The organism is Streptomyces sp. NPDC001544 (assembly GCF_042894285.1).
Lineage (GTDB): Bacteria > Actinomycetota > Actinomycetes > Streptomycetales > Streptomycetaceae > Streptomyces.
On the sequence record NZ_JBIAVN010000003.1, the window covers coordinates 432,631 to 448,511 of the forward strand.

Here is a 15,881-nt window from a genome sequence, read left to right on the forward strand (position 1 = left end):
GTGGCTCCCTCAGAGTTCTCGGGCGACGGTCCGGACGAGGTCGCGGGAGGCCGCCGGTGACAGCGCCGCGTCGTCCATCCAATCCAAGTGGGCACGGTACTTGGTGAGCTGTGCCTCGGCGCCGGTGAATTCAGGGCCGTGCGCGGAATCCAGCTGCACAGTGTCCAGTTGCGGGACGATACCGTCGGCATAGAGCAGGGCGTGGCCTGCCCCCGGGAAGCCACCCACGCTGGTGGGAATCACGCGGACGTCGATGGTCTCGCGCTCCGACTGGGCGGCCAGATGCTCCAGCTGGCGCCGAGTCGCCTCGGCGCCGCCGTACGGCATGCGCAGCGCGGCTTCATGGACGTACGCCACGTAGGGAAGCGGCTCGGCCCGCTCGAACACCTGTTGCCGCTTCATGCGGTGGTCCACCCGCAGTTCCACTTCCAGCCGGGTCAGGGCGGGGAGTACGGCGGCGAAGACGGCACGGGCGTACTCCTCGGTCTGGAGCAGCCCGGGTACATGCATCACCTGGGCCGTTCGCACTCGCGCGGCGTGCCACTCCAACTCCGCGATGTCCAACAAGCCGGTGGGCAGGGTGCCTCGGTAGTGCTCCCACCAACCCCGTGCCTTCTCGTCCGCCATCGAGGCTAGTGCTTCGACATAACGCTCGTCGGCGCAGGCATAGTTGCAGGCGAGGGTGCGCACGCGCTCCGCTGAGAAGGGGCGGATCCCCGACTCCATGTTGGACAGCCGGGTCCGATCGATGCCGAGCAGACCAGCGGCGTACTCCGTAGTGGCTCCCGCCGCGAGCCGCATCCTCCGCAACTCGGCGCCCAACCGCTTCTGTCGCTCCGTCGGTGCGCTTCTCGTCGCCATGCCACCCCTTCGCCTGCCATTGGTCGCCTCAGTCTGCCGGTCCGCCGCCCGGCGGTCCACATGGTGAGGGGGTAATTATCACCAACTAGATGGACAACGTGACTCCCATGCCCATACATTCAGTGACGGGTCGAACACGGCCCGGCGCCACCCGGAAGCGCATCGCGCGAGCCTGCCCGCAAACTCCTCCCCTGGGAGGGGCGGGCCGCGTCAGGGAGACAGGCCACCGATCGAGGCGTCAATCCAGACCGACGACAAGGAAGTCGCCGTCATGCCCGCAAACCTGACGTCCTGCCTGGTCCCGCCATCCACGAACCTGCTCCCGACGCCCTCCACCCCAGAAACCCTCGCCTACAGCTTCACGCTCCCCGCCTCCCCGCAGACCGCTGCGATCGCCCGGACAGCGGTCCGGACGATCCTCCAGGTCCATGACCTCGGGGATCTGACAGACCCCGCCGTTCAGGTGGTGAGCGAACTGACCGCCTGTGCCTGCCGTTTCACACCCTCCGCCGAGATTTACGTATCCCTGCGCTACCGCGACGCCGCCCTCCGCGTGAGCCTCTTCGACGGCCACCCCCGCCACATCAACCCCCGTCTCGCCACCGCCTGCGACACCCGCCGCCGTGCGGCGCTGCGGGTGCTCGCCTGCGTGGTCAGGGCCTGCGAGGGCGACTGGGACTTCGGCGAAGCCCGCGAACCGGGCGGTGGCACGCGCATGTGGGCGGTGCTGCCCCGAACCGCAGCGAGTGCGTACCTCAGGACCTGACGTGTGCGATTGGAGGGAATGTCTCACGCCGAGACTTCCCCACCTGCGGATTCACCGACGGGGCCTGGCGCATACCCACCAATTGCTACGGCAGCGGGCGTGTCAGTCCCCCTCGGCCCCGAGGTCGACCCTCACTGCCACCCGCACCCCCACCCGAACCCCCCACCCCGCCATCGCCCCCGCCTCCGCCTCCAGCACGTGCCGGGCGCGCAGCCGGGGCAGGCCCAGGCGACCGGGGCGCATGGTGCGTACGGCGACGACCTTCAGTCGGCGGTCCAGGTAGGCGACGTCGATGGGTATCCGCATGCGGAAGGTGTGCACACCGCTGGCCGGGGACAGGAGCATGGCGCCGTCCACGGAGTCCCGGCCCAGCAGCCCCTTCGTGCGGGCACGGTAGGAGGCGGCGATCTCCAGGGGGATGCCGGCCGTGCCGCCGTCACCCAGAACCGTGAGTGTGCCCCGCCCGTCCCGCCAGCGCCCCATGCTGCCGACCGTACCCAAATAGAGTTGTGACGCATGCCTTCGGCGGGCTACGAAAGGCACATGACTGCTCTCGGCGCCGTTTTCCGTCCCCAACTCCCCCCGGAGCGACTCCGATCCGTGGCCCGCATCGCGGACTCCACGGGGCTGGAGGAACTCTGGCTGTGGGAGGACTGCTTCCTGGAGGGCGGGATCTCCACGGCCGCCGCCGCGCTCGCGTGGACCGAGCGGGTGAGGATCGGGGTCGGCCTGCTGCCCGTGCCGCTCCGGAACGTGGCCATCACCGCGATGGAGGCGGCCGCGCTGCACCGGATGTTCCCGGGGCGGGCGATCGTCGGCGTCGGGCACGGTGTGCAGGACTGGATGGGGCAGGTCGGCGCCCGGGCGGAGTCTCCGGTGACGTTGCTGCGGGAGCATCTCGAGGCGCTGCGGGCCCTGTTGGGCGGGCAGCGGGTCAGCGTCGACGGACGGTACGTGAAGCTCGACGGGGTCGCCCTCGACTGGCCCCCGGACGGCGCCGTCGAGGTCCTCGCCGGTGCCACCGGGCCCCGTACGCTGCGGCTGACCGGTGAGGCCGCCGACGGCACGATCCTCACCGCCGCCACGCCGCCGGACGGTGTACGCCGGGCATGCCGGCTCATCGAGGAGGGCCGGGAGAAGGCGGGGCGTACCGGGGCGCACAAGGTCGTCGTCTATCTCCTCACGGCGACCGGGCCCGGCGCCGCCGACCGCCTCCGGGCCGAACTGGTCGCGGAGGGGCTGGAGTCCGTCCCGGAGCTCGGGGTCGCCGGGGACGCGGCAGCCGTCGCGGACGCCGTGCGGCGGCTCGCGGACGCGGGGGCCGACACGGTGGTCCTCCAGCCGACGGGGGACGAGCCGGATCCCGAGGGCTTCGTACGGTTCACCGCCGAGGAGGTCCGGCCGCTCCTGCCGTAGCGCGGCAGTCGTTGTCAGTGGGCCCTGCCACACTCCTCGCCATGACCGAGGTGGCGTACGAGCACGAGCCCGACGCCCTCCTGCCGTCGAGTTCACGCCCCGCGGCCGGTCGAGATCGGCCTCGTTCACCTGTCGTCCGCCCGGAGTTTCCACATTGTTATCCGTCGAGCCTCGCATCCGCGTGTCCGTTCGCGTAAGTTCAGACCAAGGTAATTCGCGTAAGCAAAGCTGCGTGAGCGGGGCCGCGCAGCGGAGGGGGCTGCGCGGTGCTCGAATCCCGTCGACGGACGCGTCAAGCGGCCGTTCGCGACCGGGTCGCCCGTCGGGGGGACGGGGGAGACAAGTGGTCGAGTGGGTCCGAAGAGGGCGTAAATCCTCAGGATCCATCCGTAAACGGCTCGTTTGCCTGGGAATCGGCCGTGTTTTGGCCGTCCGAACCCCTTGACTGAAGCGTTCCCTACTCAGCTCCGCGTCGCCGGGTGACTTCGGAGAGTAGTTGTGGGGCGCGGATGCACGCATCCGCCCTTACGAAGGGTTATGGTGGAAGCCCCCCCTCGGGCCGGTCCGTCTCCCCCCCACGGACCGGCCCGTTTTTCTTCCCACGGGAGCGGCCTCGCGAGCGGCCTTCCGACGGCCTGGCGAGCGGTCTCCCGAGGGGCCTTCCAGCGGCCTCCCAAGGGCGGGGCCCGGGGGCAGGAATCCACCGCCGAAGCCCCGCAGGGGTAGGCTGCGCCCGCGGGGACCGCCACACCGGAGGGGCTGACGAACACGTGAACCTGCGCGACAAGGTGCGCAGTCTGCTGGTCAGGCTGTACGCGCGCCGGGTGGAGGGCCACCTGGACCACGCTCAGGTGCCCAAGCACATCGGGGTCATCATGGACGGCAATCGCCGGTGGGCGAAGGCCGCCGGCTCCAGCACCGTCCACGGCCACCGGGCCGGTGCCGAGAAGATCGAGGAATTCCTCGGCTGGTGCACCGAGACCGACGTCGAGGTCGTCACGCTCTGGCTGCTGTCGACGGACAACCTCGACCGGCCCAAGGAGGAGCTCGTCCCCCTCCTCGGCATCATCGAGGACGTCGTGCGCACGCTGGCCGCCGACGGCCGCTGGCGGGTGCACCACGTCGGCACGCCCGACATCCTGCCCTCCCAGATGCAGAGGACGCTGAAGGAGGCCGAGGAGGCCACCGCGCACGTCGACGGAATACTGGTCAACGTCGCCATCGGCTACGGCGGCCGCCAGGAGATCGCCGACGCGGTCCGCTCGATGCTCCACGACGCCCAGGACAAGGGCCTGTCCCTGGAGGACGTGGCCGAGTCCGTCGACGTCGACATGATCGGCCGTCACCTCTACACCCGCGCCCAGCCCGACCCCGACCTGGTGATCCGCACCAGCGGTGAGCAGCGGCTGTCCGGATTCATGCTGTGGCAGACCGCCCATTCGGAGTACTACTTCTGCGAGGTCTTCTGGCCGGCCTTCCGCAAGGTCGACTTCCTGCGCGCCCTGCGTGACTACGCCGCACGTCATCGGCGTTACGGCGGCTGATCCGCGGGCACCCGCTCCCTGGACGTACCTCCGGGGTGAAAGGCGCTCGTATACCCCACTTCGAGCGGGTGTAACAAGGAGTTCACCGGCGCGCTGTCCCATGCTCTTGCATGGCGCCGCTTGTTCGAGGGCATAAGCCAAGCAGGTCGACACCCGAACCACGGGCGTCGCATCTCAGCGGACGGCTCGGGGCCGTCCGCCCGGGAGGCCCTTTGCACCAGCCCGACCGTGCGGTCACAGCACGGACGCAGCCGCGGAGGGCCGGTTCTCGGCCCGCCACGCGCCAGGGCCGGCTTCCGGCCCGACTGGTTCCCGCCCGCCCGGCCCAGTCTCACTTCGTCGCTCCCCGACCTCATCCGAGGGGGTACGTCCTTCCGTGGTGACCAGCACAAAGCGCCACAAGCCAGACCGGCGCACCTATGTTCTCGACACCAGCGTCCTGCTGGCCGACCCGAACGCCCTCACCCGCTTCGAGGAGCACGAGGTCGTGCTCCCGATCGTCGTGGTGACGGAGCTGGAGGCCAAGCGGCACCATCCCGAACTCGGCTACTTCGCCCGGCAGGCCCTGCGCCTGCTCGACGACTACCGGGTGAAGCACGGTCGCCTCGACGCCCCCATCCCGATCGGGGAACTCGGCGGGACCGTCCGTGTCGAGCTCAACCACTCGGACCCCAGCGTTCTGCCGACCGGCTACCGCCTGGGGGACAACGACTCCCGCATCCTCGCGGTCGCCCGCAACCTGCAGGCCGAGGGGTACGACGTCACCGTCGTGTCGAAGGACCTGCCCCTGAGGATCAAGGCGTCCTCCGTGGGGCTCCTCGCGGAGGAGTACCGGGCCGAGCTCGCCATCACGGACTCCTCCGGCTGGACCGGGATGTCCGAAGTGACGCTGCCCGGCGAACAGGTGGACGTCCTCTTCGAGGAAGGCCACGTGTACGTGCCGGAGGTCGCCGACCTCCCGGTGCACACCGGCCTGACGATCCAGTCGGAGCGCGGCAAGGCGCTCGGCCGGGTCACCGCCGAGGGCAACGTGCGGCTGGTGCGCGGCGACCGTGAGGCGTTCGGCATCAAGGGCCGCAGCGCCGAGCAGCGGATCGCGCTCGACCTGCTCCTCGACCCCGACGTCGGCATCGTCTCGATGGGCGGCCGGGCCGGCACCGGCAAGTCGGCGCTGGCGCTGTGCGCGGGCCTGGAGGCGGTCCTGGAGCGCCGCCAGCACCAGAAGGTGATGGTCTTCCGCCCGCTGTACGCGGTCGGCGGGCAGGAGCTCGGCTATCTGCCCGGCTCCGAGGCGGAGAAGATGAGCCCCTGGGCCCAGGCCGTCTTCGACACCCTCTCGGCGGTCACCAGCCGCGAGGTCATCGAGGAGGTCACCGCGCGCGGGATGCTGGAGGTTCTGCCGCTCACCCACATCCGCGGGCGCTCGCTGCACGACGCGTTCGTCATCGTGGACGAGGCGCAGTCACTCGAACGGAATGTCCTGCTGACTGTTCTGTCCCGAATCGGCGCCAATTCACGGGTGGTTCTGACTCATGACGTGGCACAACGGGACAATCTGCGAGTCGGCCGCTACGACGGTGTGGTCGCCGTCGTGGAGAAACTGAAGGGTCATCCGCTCTTCGCGCATGTCACGCTGACGCGGTCCGAGAGGTCCCAGATCGCCGCACTTGTGACCGAAATGCTCGAAGAGGGGCACATCTGACCCGAGTGACCAACATGGGTGACTGACCCGCGAGTTGGCGCCGTCCGGCAAAAGGCCGAGAGCCTAGCCGGGCGGCGCCGTCGTGTGTGGCCGTTTCTGGAAATCCGCTGGACCAAACCGGATGTGAGCTTTCACACGCAACTCGGAATTGCCACCCGGCGTCCGGTTACGGCAGAGTCTCATTCCTGTCAGGCCCCGCATACGACACACCTGTACCCCCAGCGGTAGGGCAACACCGGAACACCACGTCCAACTCCATAGCGATGTCGTATGCCGCCCGAGCTTCACACGGCGCTCCCGTAGCGGGAGTCGTCCACCGGGCCCGCGCCTCCGTGACCCGCAGTTGGGAGGCCAGTGTCAGGGGCACGATTGCGTCCGCCAGGGTCACCGAAGCGGACGATGCTGGAAGGAAACCGTGTGAGCCGGATTTCGGTCCGGGGACTCGCAGTGGCCTCGGCCACCGCGGTCACCGCCGTCGGAAGCGTCGTCGGAGTTGCCTCGGGCAGCGTCGCGCAGAACAACGACGCCGAGCCGACGGCTGCCGACACCACGCTTCTCGCCGACCTCCCCGCGGGTCAGCAGGCCCAGGTGCAGACCGCGTCCCTGACGCAGCAGGCGGACACCGCGGCCATCGCGGCGGACGCGAGCGCCAAGAAGGACGCCGAGGAAGCTGCCCGCAAGGCGGCCGCCCACACGGCGATCCAGAAGAAGGCGGCCGCCGAGCAGGCGGCGGCCAAGGCGGCCAAGGAAGCCAAGGACCGCGCAGAGACGAAGGCCGCGGCGGCCAGCCGTGACGACGTCCGCGACGCCTCCAGCTTCCCGGTGCAGACCTCCTACACCATCGCGCAGATCCAGGCGATGGCGCGTCAGATCGTGCCGGCCGGGCAGTTCCAGTGCTTCAGCAACATCGTGGACCACGAGTCCAGCTGGAACTACCGTGCGACCAACGCCTCCTCCGGCGCCTACGGTCTCGTCCAGGCCCTGCCCGCCTCGAAGATGGCGACCGCCGGTGCCGACTGGCAGACCAACCCGGCCACGCAGATCAAGTGGGGCCTCAACTACATGAACGTGCGTTACGGCAGCCCGTGTGACGCCTGGTCGTACTGGCAGGCCAACGGCAACTACTGATCGGCCCACACCGGTTACGGTGCTTCCGGCACCCCATCTCAACCTTGTGCAGCCCCTCCCCGTCCTAGGGTGAGGGGCTGTTGCCCTGTACGGTCGGACACGACGACTCCAGAGGGGAGTGGTGAGGCGTATCCGGGGACACGGGGGAAGAGGACGGATCATGTCACGAGTACCAGTGTGGCTCGGCAAACTCGGTGCCGGTCTCACCGAGGTGAGCGGGCGCCTGGACGAGCGCCGCGCCGAAGTCGAACGCGAGAACGGCCCTGATCCCTCGCACACCCCGCCGGAACCCGCCGCCAGGCCCGCCGCCGACGCGGCCCCCGTGCCGGCCGCACGCAGGGCCGCGCCCCCGGCCGGCCCACGTCCCGACCCGGCCCAGGCGGTGCCCTGGGGGGTGCGGGTGGCGGCCGAAGCCGGATGGCGGCTGCTGGTCCTCGCCGGCACCCTCTGGGTGCTGATGCGGGTCATCAGCGCCATCCAGCTCGTGGTGTTCGCCTTTGTCATCGCCCTGCTGGTGACCGCGCTGCTGCAGCCGACGGTCGCCCGGCTCACCCGCCGCGGAGTGCCGCGCGGCCCGGCCACCGCGATCACCGCCATCGGCGGGTTCGTCGTCATCGGACTCATGGGCTGGTTCGTGACCTGGCAGGTCATCGAGAACATCGACACGCTCTCCAGCCAGATCCAGTCCGGCATCGACGACCTGCGCGACTGGCTGCTGAAGAGCCCGTTCCACGTCACGGACAAGCAGATCAACCAGATCGCGAAGAACCTCCGCGAGGCGATCGGCGCCAACGCCGACCAGATAACGTCCGCGGGCCTGGAGGGCGTTCAGGTCATCATCGAGGGCCTCACCAGCATCCTGCTGGTGTTCTTCTCGACCCTGTTCCTCCTCTACGACGGCAAGCGCATCTGGGAGTGGTTCCTGAAGCTGGTGCCCGCCGCGGCCCGCCCGGGTGTGGCCGGCGCCGGTCCGCGCGCCTGGCGCACCCTGACCGCCTACGTGCGCGGCACGGTCCTGGTCGCACTGATAGACGCGGTCTTCATCGGCATCGGCATCTACTTCCTCAACGTGCCGATGGCCGTCCCGCTGGCCGTCTTCATCTTCCTGTTCTCGTTCATCCCGCTCGTCGGCGCCGTCGCCTCCGGCGCGCTCGCGGTGATGGTGGCGCTGGTCACCCAGGGCGTCTTCGCGGCCGTCATGACCCTCGCGGTCGTGCTCGCGGTCCAGCAGATCGAGGGCCACGTCCTGCAGCCGTTCATCCTCGGCCGCGCGGTCCGCGTCCACCCGCTGGCCGTCGTCCTCACGGTCGCCGCGGGCGGCATGGTGGCCGGCATCGGCGGCGCGGTGGTGGCCGTACCGCTCGTGGCGGTGACGAACACCGTGGTGGGGTATCTGCGCGCGTACTCGGAGGAAGCGGCCGCGCTGCCGGGCGAGCCGGCGGCCGTGGAGAGCGAGCCGTCAGCCGTAGCGGACGAGCACGGAGCCGAGTAGCGGCGCGGCCGAGGCCGCAGGTGGCCTTGCAGCCGCACCTGCGCCCCGGCTCACGATCGCCGCAGTGCCGGCTAGTTGCAGTTCGTGGTGTCCCGAATGGCGTTGATGATGTAGGTGCTCGAACTGGAAGAGGACTTCATCAGCGACGTGACCTCGCCGCAGCCGCCGTGGTTGCGGTAGACGGGGCCCGCGTACTCGGAGAAGGTGCCCGAGTCGCTGTCGCAGCCCTCCGCGATGTAGTTCGAGCACATCTTGATCTTCATCCACTTCGCGCTCGACGTGTTGTTGTCGAGGATGGCGCAGGTGGGAGCGTCGTTGCTCGCCGGGTTGCTGCCCTTGACGTAGACGAAGAGAGTTCCCTTGCGTGACGCGTCGGGCAGCATTTCCGCCTGGTAGAGGTTGTATCCCGTACCGCACACGGTCGCCCCCGCGGCGGCGGCCTTGGGCTGTGCCGCCGCGATCGCCCTGGTGTGCTTGTCGGCCTTGACGGAGATGCTGGGCACCGGCTGGTCGGCGGCGGCGACCTGCGGAGCGGCCGCCCCGAGGACACCCAGACCGGCTGCGGCCGCGGCCAGCGCGGTCCTCGCGGAGAAACGGTCTCGAACGGACATGAGATCCCCCTGTGATGCATTCGGGCAACCGCCGGGGAAGCGCAGGCCGGCGGTATCGATGTGGTCGGGGGGAGCTAACCAGACCGTCTTTGCAGTTGTCGATCAGAAAAACGAAAGCGAAGTGGAGGTCGCAACTCCGTTATGACTCTTCGCTTGTGGAGCTTCCTCACGTGAGGGCAAGAACCGGACATCGTTCGAAGACTTGTTCACTCCTGGTCCCTGACCCCGGACGGGACGAGTGGTCCACGTCACACACGACACGCGCACTGCGGCCCCCGCCCATCCGATGGGCGGGGGCCGCAGTGCGCGTGGGGGCGGGTTACTCGGCCGACTCGGCCAATACCGCCTCGGCGTCCAGCGTCACGCCGACCGCCTGCACCACCGAGGCGATCTTGAACGCCTCCTGGATGACCTCACGGTCGAGACCGGCCTTGCGCAGCACCTGCTCGTGGGAGTCGAGGCACATGCCGCAGCCGTTGATGGCGGAGACGGCGAACGACCAGAGCTCGAAGTCGACCTTGTCGACCCCGGGGTTGCCGATGACGTTCATCCGCAGGCCCGCCCGCAGGGTGCCGTACTCGTGGTCCGACAGCAGGTGACGGGTGCGGTAGAAGACGTTGTTCATCGCCATGACCGCCGCGGCGGACTTCGCCGCCGTGTAGGCCTCCGGCGTGAGGTTCGCCTTCGCCTCGGGCTCCAGCTCGCGCAGCACGATCGGGGAACGGGAGGCGATCGCCGTCGCCAGCACCGTGCCCCACAGCTGCTGCGCCGGCAGGTCCGAGTTGCCGATGACCGAGCCCAGGTTGAGCTTCAGGTCCTTGGCGTAGTCCGGTACCCGGGACTTGAGGGAGTCGAGCGACATGTCAGATCACTCCCCGGACAGCAGCTTGACCGGGTCGAGCGTCTCGTCGCCCTTGCTCCAGTTGCAGGGGCACAGCTCGTCCGTCTGCAGCGCGTCCAGCACCCGCAGGACCTCCTTGGGGTTACGGCCGACCGAGCCCGCCGTCACCATGGAGAACTGGATCTCGTTGTTCTGGTCCACGATGAAGACCGCGCGCTTGGCGAAGCCGTCCTCGTCCTCGATGCCCAGTTCGCGCATCAGCTCGTGCTTGGAGTCGGCCATCATCGGGAACGGCAGGTCGCGCAGGTCGTCGTGGTCCTTGCGCCAGGCGTGGTGGACGAACTCGGAGTCGCCGGAGAAGCCGAGAACCTGGGCGTCGCGGTCGGCGAACTCCTCGTTCAGCTTGCCGAACGCGGCGATCTCGGTCGGGCACACGAAGGTGAAGTCCTTGGGCCAGGCGAAGATCACTTTCCACTTGCCCTCGTAGGTCTTGTGGTCGATCTTCTCGAACTCCTTGCCCTTCTCCAGCGAGACACAGGCGGTCAGTTCGTACTCGGGGAACTTGTCACCGACAGTGAGCACACGCTCTCCTTGCAGCGAGGAAAACACCCGGATTGCGGGTGTTTCCCATGGGTTGGACGATCTCGATGTTGGCACAGGGAGCATTGATTCGGGAAATAGCTACACTCGGTCGGGTTGATCGGAGGTGGCTATCAGTGTCCATGGGCATCGGCAAGCGGCGTCAGCCCAGCCTTTCCCAGCTGCGCGCGTTCGCCGCCGTGGCGGAATACCTGCACTTCAGGGACGCGGCGGCGGCCATCGGCATGAGCCAGCCCGCGCTGTCCGGTGCGGTGTCGGCCCTCGAGGAGACCCTCGGGGTCACGCTCCTCGAGCGTACGACGCGCAAGGTGCTGCTCTCACCCGCCGGTGAGCGTCTGGCCGTACGGGCGAAGGCGGTACTGGAGGAGGTCGGGGCGCTGCTGGAGGAGGCCGAAGCGGTACGGGCGCCGTTCACGGGCGTGCTGCGGCTCGGGGTCATCCCGACGGTCGCGCCCTATCTGCTGCCCACCGTCATCGACCTGGTCCACGACCGCTACCCCGACCTCGACCTCCAGGTCCACGAGGAGCAGACCGCCAACCTGATCGAGGGACTGACCAGCGGCCGGCTGGACCTGCTGCTCCTCGCCGTCCCCCTCGGCGTCCCCGGTGTCACCGAACTGCCCCTGTTCGACGAGGACTTCGTGCTCGTCACCCCCCTCGATCACTGGCTCGGCGGCCGGGAGGGCATACCGCGCGAGGCCCTCAAGGAGCTCAACCTGCTGCTCCTCGACGAGGGGCACTGCCTGCGCGACCAGGCGCTCGACATCTGCCGGGAGGCGGGGCGCGAGGACGCCCCGGTCACCACCACGGCGGCGGGCCTGGCCACCCTGGTCCAGCTCGTCGCCGGCGGACTCGGCTGCACCCTGCTCCCGCGCACCGCCCTCAAGGTCGAGGCGACCCGGAGCAACCAGCTCCTCGCGGGCTACTTCGCCGAGCCCGCCCCGAGCCGCCGGATAGCCCTCGCCATGCGCGCCGGCGCGGCCCGCGGCGCGGAGTACCAGGAGCTCGCGGCCGCCCTGCGCGAGGCATTGCGGCCGCTGCCGGTACGGGTCCTGGGGGAGAGCGGCTAGGACCACGCGCCGCCGTGTCCCGTCCCCTCGTACCTCACTCCGTCCGCAGCCCCTCGGGCCGCATCAGCCGCAGCAGCGGCGGCAGGCTGAGCAGGGTCACCGCGAGGACGACCGCCGCGCCGGCGCCGGTCATCGACAGGACGCTCGCCCAGTCGACGCGCACGGGCGTGTCCGTCATACGGAGCAGTACCGCGCCCAGCGTCAGGCCCACCGTGGAGGCGAGCAGCAGTCCGAGCGCGACCGGGACGGCCGTCTGCCACAGGACGGACAGGCTCAGCGTGCGCCGCCGGGTACCGAAGGCGACCAGGGCGGAGAGCAGCTTCTTCCGCTCGCGCAACTGCTCCAGCTGCGACACCAGCAGGCTCGCCCCGATCAGCGCCAGCACGCAGACGGCCCCGACGAGCAGACCGGTGCGGATGGAGGCGAACTGGGCGGACCGCTGGCTGGACGTCCACACCATGACGTCCGTCATCGGGGAGATCTGCGCGGCCGTGTTGCGCGCGTACTCCTCCACGTCCGGAACGGACTTGTCCAGCGACAGATAGACGTGTTCGTACAGCCCCCCGGCCGCCTTCGCGGGCAACGCGCCGGTGGTCATCAGGATGCCGCCGCGCCGCACGTTCGTCGGGTCCGCGATGGACCGGGCAGGCTTGATGTGCGGGGGCACGGTCCAGGCGACCTCCTTGCCCGGGTCGTCGGAGAACGACGGGTCGAAGTACAGCGTCCGGCCGGGACGCGCGAACTTCGACACGTCGGTGCCCTGCTCGCCTCCCTTGACGAGGAAGACGTCACCGTCCCGGCAGGACGGCAGCGTGGCCAGCTCGCGCAGGGCGTCGCAGTCGCCGGCGCTGAACTGGCTGTAGGTCTCGGAGCCCTTGCGCCTGGTCGCGAGATCGCCGTCGGCCAGGGCCGTTGCCTTGCGCACGCCCTTGGTGCCGGCGAACTTCCGGGCCGCCGAGGTCAGTGGCACCCCGTTCGGCACCCGTACCTCCATCTGTGCCCGGCTCAGGTCGTTGGTCGACTGCTTGGTGTATTCGCTGTCCACCCCGGAGAACAGCATCTGCAGCGCGATCGCCCCGGCCACCGCGACGGCGATGCCGTTGACCATGCGCGCGGCCGTGCCGCTGCTCAACTGAAGCCTCCGTACGGCCAGTTGCCAGGCGACCCCGCCGGAGCCGAGCCGGGCGACGACCGTCTCCACCACCCACGGCAGCAGCGCCGTGACGCCGACCAGCAGCAGGATGACACCACCGGCGACCAGGTACTGGTTGAAGTCCCCGTTGTCGTGGCCCTTCCCGATCATCGGGTAGAGCATGGTCACCCCGGCCAGCGGCAGCAGCAGCCGCCACCACAGGCGCCGGCGGGGCGGACGTGCCGTACGGACCACACCCAGCGGCTCGATGACCACCCCGCGCAGCGCGAACAGCGTGACCGCCACGGCCGCCGCCGGGACCGCGACCGCGACCAGGGCGACGAGCAGGGGGGAGGGGTTGAGGTAGCTGGGGAAGACGCTGAAGTCCATGATCTCGACGGAGCCCGCCGCCTCACGGCCGATCAGGAAGAAGACAGTGCCGAGGGCCAGCCCGAGCAGCGCGCCCGCGAGGGCCTCGCCCGCCGCGATCCGGCGGGTCATCCGGCCGTCGGAGCCGACCAGGCGCAGCGCCGCCAGCCTGCGGTCGCGCCGCTCGCCACCGAACCGTACGGCCGCGGCGATGAACACGGCGACCGGCATCAGCAGCACGACGAAGACGACGAGGACGAGCAGGAGCAGCACCGGGTCCGTCTTCTCCTGCGTCGGCTTCCGGTCGCCGTAGCTGTCGATGCGGTCCACCTGGGAGTGGTCGATCCGCGCCGCGAGCCCCTTCGCCCCCGCGTAGTAGGAGAGTTCGTGCGAACCGACCACACCGCTCTCCCCGATGGTCCCGGCGATCCGGTACGGCAGCCGCTCCCGCAGCAGCTTCCCGTCCTCAGAGGCCAGCAGTGACTTCAGCGCGGGGGAGACCAGCATCTCGCCGGTCGCCGGGTACTTCTCCACACCGGGCGGCAGCGGCGCGTGCGGCCCCTCGGGCTCCACCAGGCGCCCGCGGATCTCGCTCTTGCGGAACTGCGAGTCGACGTCGGCGATGACCAGGGTGTCGTCCGCCTTGGGCATCGTCTTCTGGCTGTACGTGTAGTCCCGCCGCGCCTGCTCGCGCTCGTGGCGCACCGTGAGCGCGTTCGGTATCGCCGTCGTCATCAGCAGAAGCGCCACGCCGAGCCCGACGCCGACGCCCGTCAGCAGCATCCGTACCCAGCCCTCGCGTCCGCCGGTGACGGCGAACCGGGCCCCCATGGCCAGATCCCTGGACCACTGCTTGAGGTTCATATGGCCCGCTCCATGTCCCGCGACTTGCCGTCCCGTACGACGATCTCGCGGTCGGAGTAGGCGGCCACCCGGGCCTCGTGCGTCACCAGCACCACGGCCGCGTTGGTCGACCGGGCCGCGTCCGTCAGCAGTTCCATGACGCGCTCGCCGTTGAGCGAGTCGAGCGCGCCGGTCGGCTCGTCGGCGAACAGCACCCGGGGATCGGTGACGAGCGCCCGGGCCACCGCGACACGCTGCCCCTGCCCGCCGGAGACCTCGCCGGGCCGCTTGCCCTTGAGGTCGTCGACCTCCAGTCGCTCCATCCAGGTGAGCGCCGTGCGCTCGGCCTGCTTGCGGGACGTGCCGTTCAGCCGCAGTGGCAGCGCCACGTTCTCCACGCAGGTCAGCTCGGGCACCAGCTGGCCGAACTGGAAGACGAACCCGAACTCGCTGCGCCTGAGCGCACTGCGCTGGGCGTCGCTCATCGTGGCGAGTTCCCGCCCGTCATAGAGGATCGAGCCGGAGTCGGGCGGCACGATCCCGGCGAGACAGTGCAGCAGTGTCGACTTCCCGGAACCCGAGGGGCCCATCACGGCGACGACCTCGCCCGGGTGGATGGAGAACCCGGCGCCGTCCAGGGCGAGGGTCGGACCGTAGGCCTTGCGCAGGTCCTCGGCGACGAGCAGGGAGCCAGGGGGAGGAGTCATCGGGTTACCGCCTCACGGAGCTTGTCGAGGCGCGCGGCGGTCAGCTCCAGCCAGCGCAGGTCGGCCTCGAGGTGGAAGAGGGCGTGGTCGCAGATCAGCTGGTCCGCGAGGTCACCCCTGCGCTTGCGGTCGGTCAGGATCCGCATGCCGCGTAGGTGCTCGGAACGCTGGGTGTCGAGGATGTCGGCGGCGTTGCGGTGGGTGAGCAGCGCGAGCACGACCTTGGTGTACAGGGTCGACTGGAGGTACGGCTCGGGCTGCTCCGGCGTCGCCAGCCACCGCTCCACGTCGGTGATGCCGGCGTCGGTGATCGCGTACCGCTTGCGCTCGGGCCCGTCGCCCGCCTCGATCCCGTCGACCTCGACCAGGCCGTTCTTCAGCAGCCGGGACATCGTCGAGTAGACCTGGCCGTAGTGCAGTGGCCGGTCGTGACCGAACTTCTCGTCGAAGGCCCGCTTCAGGTCGTAGCCGTGGCGCGGGCCGGACTCCAGGAGTCCCAGAAGGGTGTGACCGATGGACATGGCCGCACACTACACACGGTGTATACGCGGCATGTATACGCCGAGTGTGTAGCCCGTGGCGGGCAGTGCCGCCCTGCAGGTGGGGGCCGATTGTCACGGTTCTGCTACACGGCGGGATCGGGCTCTTCCCGGGGATTTTGGCGTTCCGGGCAACCCCGCGACCCTGAAGACCGTCGGTTCCCTTGGGGGGAGTACTGGTTGCCCCGCGATGGCGTGCTGATTGTCACGTCCGTAAAAGAGCGGATCGTATCTCCTTTGTCATATAGAGCGGTGTTAGC

15 protein-coding genes are annotated in these 15,881 nt (G+C 69.6%); 7 read left to right on the forward strand and 8 right to left on the reverse strand.

All coding sequences use genetic code 11. The features are described from left to right. Window positions 1–9: 9 nt before the first annotated feature. Window positions 10–861 carry a helix-turn-helix domain-containing protein gene (locus tag ACFY0F_RS11995; protein WP_388792118.1) on the reverse strand — a complete coding sequence of 284 codons (852 nt, stop codon included), beginning with the start codon at window positions 859–861 and terminating at the stop codon, window positions 10–12. A 271-nt stretch (window positions 862–1,132) separates the two neighbouring features. Here ACFY0F_RS11995 and ACFY0F_RS12000 point away from each other — a divergent pair, with 271 nt between their 5' ends. Then, entirely contained in the window at window positions 1,133–1,627 is a 495-nt protein-coding gene (locus ACFY0F_RS12000; protein ID WP_388792119.1) for an ATP-binding protein, read from the forward strand. A gap of 102 nt (window positions 1,628–1,729) precedes the next feature. Here ACFY0F_RS12000 and ACFY0F_RS12005 read toward each other — a convergent pair whose 3' ends face one another. Then, the gene (locus ACFY0F_RS12005; protein WP_388792120.1) at window positions 1,730–2,110 is read right to left on the reverse strand and encodes a DUF192 domain-containing protein; all 381 of its coding nucleotides are present in this window, start codon (window positions 2,108–2,110) and stop codon (window positions 1,730–1,732) included. 60 nt (window positions 2,111–2,170) lie between these two features. Here ACFY0F_RS12005 and ACFY0F_RS12010 point away from each other — a divergent pair, with 60 nt between their 5' ends. From ACFY0F_RS12010 to ACFY0F_RS12030, 5 genes are all read left to right on the forward strand, one after another. Next, window positions 2,171–3,043 (forward strand): LLM class flavin-dependent oxidoreductase, encoded by an 873-nt coding sequence (locus ACFY0F_RS12010; RefSeq protein ID WP_388792121.1) that lies wholly within the window; start codon window positions 2,171–2,173, stop codon window positions 3,041–3,043. A gap of 770 nt (window positions 3,044–3,813) precedes the next feature. Next, window positions 3,814–4,587, forward strand: a complete 774-nt coding sequence (locus tag ACFY0F_RS12015) for an isoprenyl transferase (RefSeq protein ID WP_388792122.1) — start codon at window positions 3,814–3,816, stop codon at window positions 4,585–4,587. Window positions 4,588–4,963: 376 nt separating this feature from the next. Continuing rightward, the gene (locus ACFY0F_RS12020; RefSeq protein ID WP_388792123.1) at window positions 4,964–6,289 is read left to right on the forward strand and encodes a PhoH family protein; all 1,326 of its coding nucleotides are present in this window, start codon (window positions 4,964–4,966) and stop codon (window positions 6,287–6,289) included. Window positions 6,290–6,706: 417 nt separating this feature from the next. Continuing rightward, window positions 6,707–7,417: a lytic transglycosylase domain-containing protein gene (locus ACFY0F_RS12025; RefSeq protein ID WP_388792124.1), complete on the forward strand. Its 711-nt coding sequence runs from the start codon at window positions 6,707–6,709 to the stop codon at window positions 7,415–7,417. Window positions 7,418–7,577: 160 nt separating this feature from the next. Next, window positions 7,578–8,909 carry an AI-2E family transporter gene (locus ACFY0F_RS12030; RefSeq protein ID WP_388792125.1) on the forward strand — a complete coding sequence of 444 codons (1,332 nt, stop codon included), beginning with the start codon at window positions 7,578–7,580 and terminating at the stop codon, window positions 8,907–8,909. 71 nt (window positions 8,910–8,980) lie between these two features. Here the strand turns inward: ACFY0F_RS12030 and ACFY0F_RS12035 are convergent, their stop codons facing one another. The 3 genes from ACFY0F_RS12035 to ACFY0F_RS12045 all read right to left on the reverse strand — a co-directional run bounded on the left by ACFY0F_RS12035 (window position 8,981) and on the right by ACFY0F_RS12045 (window position 10,943). Continuing rightward, window positions 8,981–9,520 carry a hypothetical protein gene (locus ACFY0F_RS12035; protein WP_388792126.1) on the reverse strand — a complete coding sequence of 180 codons (540 nt, stop codon included), beginning with the start codon at window positions 9,518–9,520 and terminating at the stop codon, window positions 8,981–8,983. Between the two features lie 319 nt (window positions 9,521–9,839). Then, window positions 9,840–10,382, reverse strand: a complete 543-nt coding sequence (locus ACFY0F_RS12040) for an alkyl hydroperoxide reductase (protein ID WP_388792128.1) — start codon at window positions 10,380–10,382, stop codon at window positions 9,840–9,842. A gap of 6 nt (window positions 10,383–10,388) precedes the next feature. Further along, window positions 10,389–10,943 carry a peroxiredoxin gene (locus tag ACFY0F_RS12045; protein ID WP_388792130.1) on the reverse strand — a complete coding sequence of 185 codons (555 nt, stop codon included), beginning with the start codon at window positions 10,941–10,943 and terminating at the stop codon, window positions 10,389–10,391. A gap of 140 nt (window positions 10,944–11,083) precedes the next feature. Here ACFY0F_RS12045 and ACFY0F_RS12050 point away from each other — a divergent pair, with 140 nt between their 5' ends. Then, window positions 11,084–12,031, forward strand: a complete 948-nt coding sequence (locus ACFY0F_RS12050; protein WP_388792425.1) for a LysR substrate-binding domain-containing protein — start codon at window positions 11,084–11,086, stop codon at window positions 12,029–12,031. A 34-nt stretch (window positions 12,032–12,065) separates the two neighbouring features. On the opposite strand, the gene ACFY0F_RS12055 is transcribed toward ACFY0F_RS12050, so the two are convergent. The 3 genes from ACFY0F_RS12055 to ACFY0F_RS12065 are packed head-to-tail and all read right to left on the reverse strand — an operon-like array spanning window position 12,066 to window position 15,603. Beyond that, complete coding sequence (locus ACFY0F_RS12055) at window positions 12,066–14,396, reverse strand: ABC transporter permease (protein WP_388792132.1); 2,331 nt, start codon at window positions 14,394–14,396, stop codon at window positions 12,066–12,068. Next, window positions 14,393–15,082 (reverse strand): ABC transporter ATP-binding protein, encoded by a 690-nt coding sequence (locus ACFY0F_RS12060; protein ID WP_388792134.1) that lies wholly within the window; start codon window positions 15,080–15,082, stop codon window positions 14,393–14,395. The genes ACFY0F_RS12055 and ACFY0F_RS12060 overlap by 4 nt, the downstream gene beginning before the upstream one ends. Next, on the reverse strand, window positions 15,079–15,603 hold the full coding sequence (locus ACFY0F_RS12065) for a PadR family transcriptional regulator (RefSeq protein ID WP_388789524.1): 525 nt from the start codon (window positions 15,601–15,603) through the stop codon (window positions 15,079–15,081). Before ACFY0F_RS12065 ends, ACFY0F_RS12060 begins: the two co-directional genes overlap by 4 nt. Window positions 15,604–15,881 lie beyond the last annotated feature (278 nt).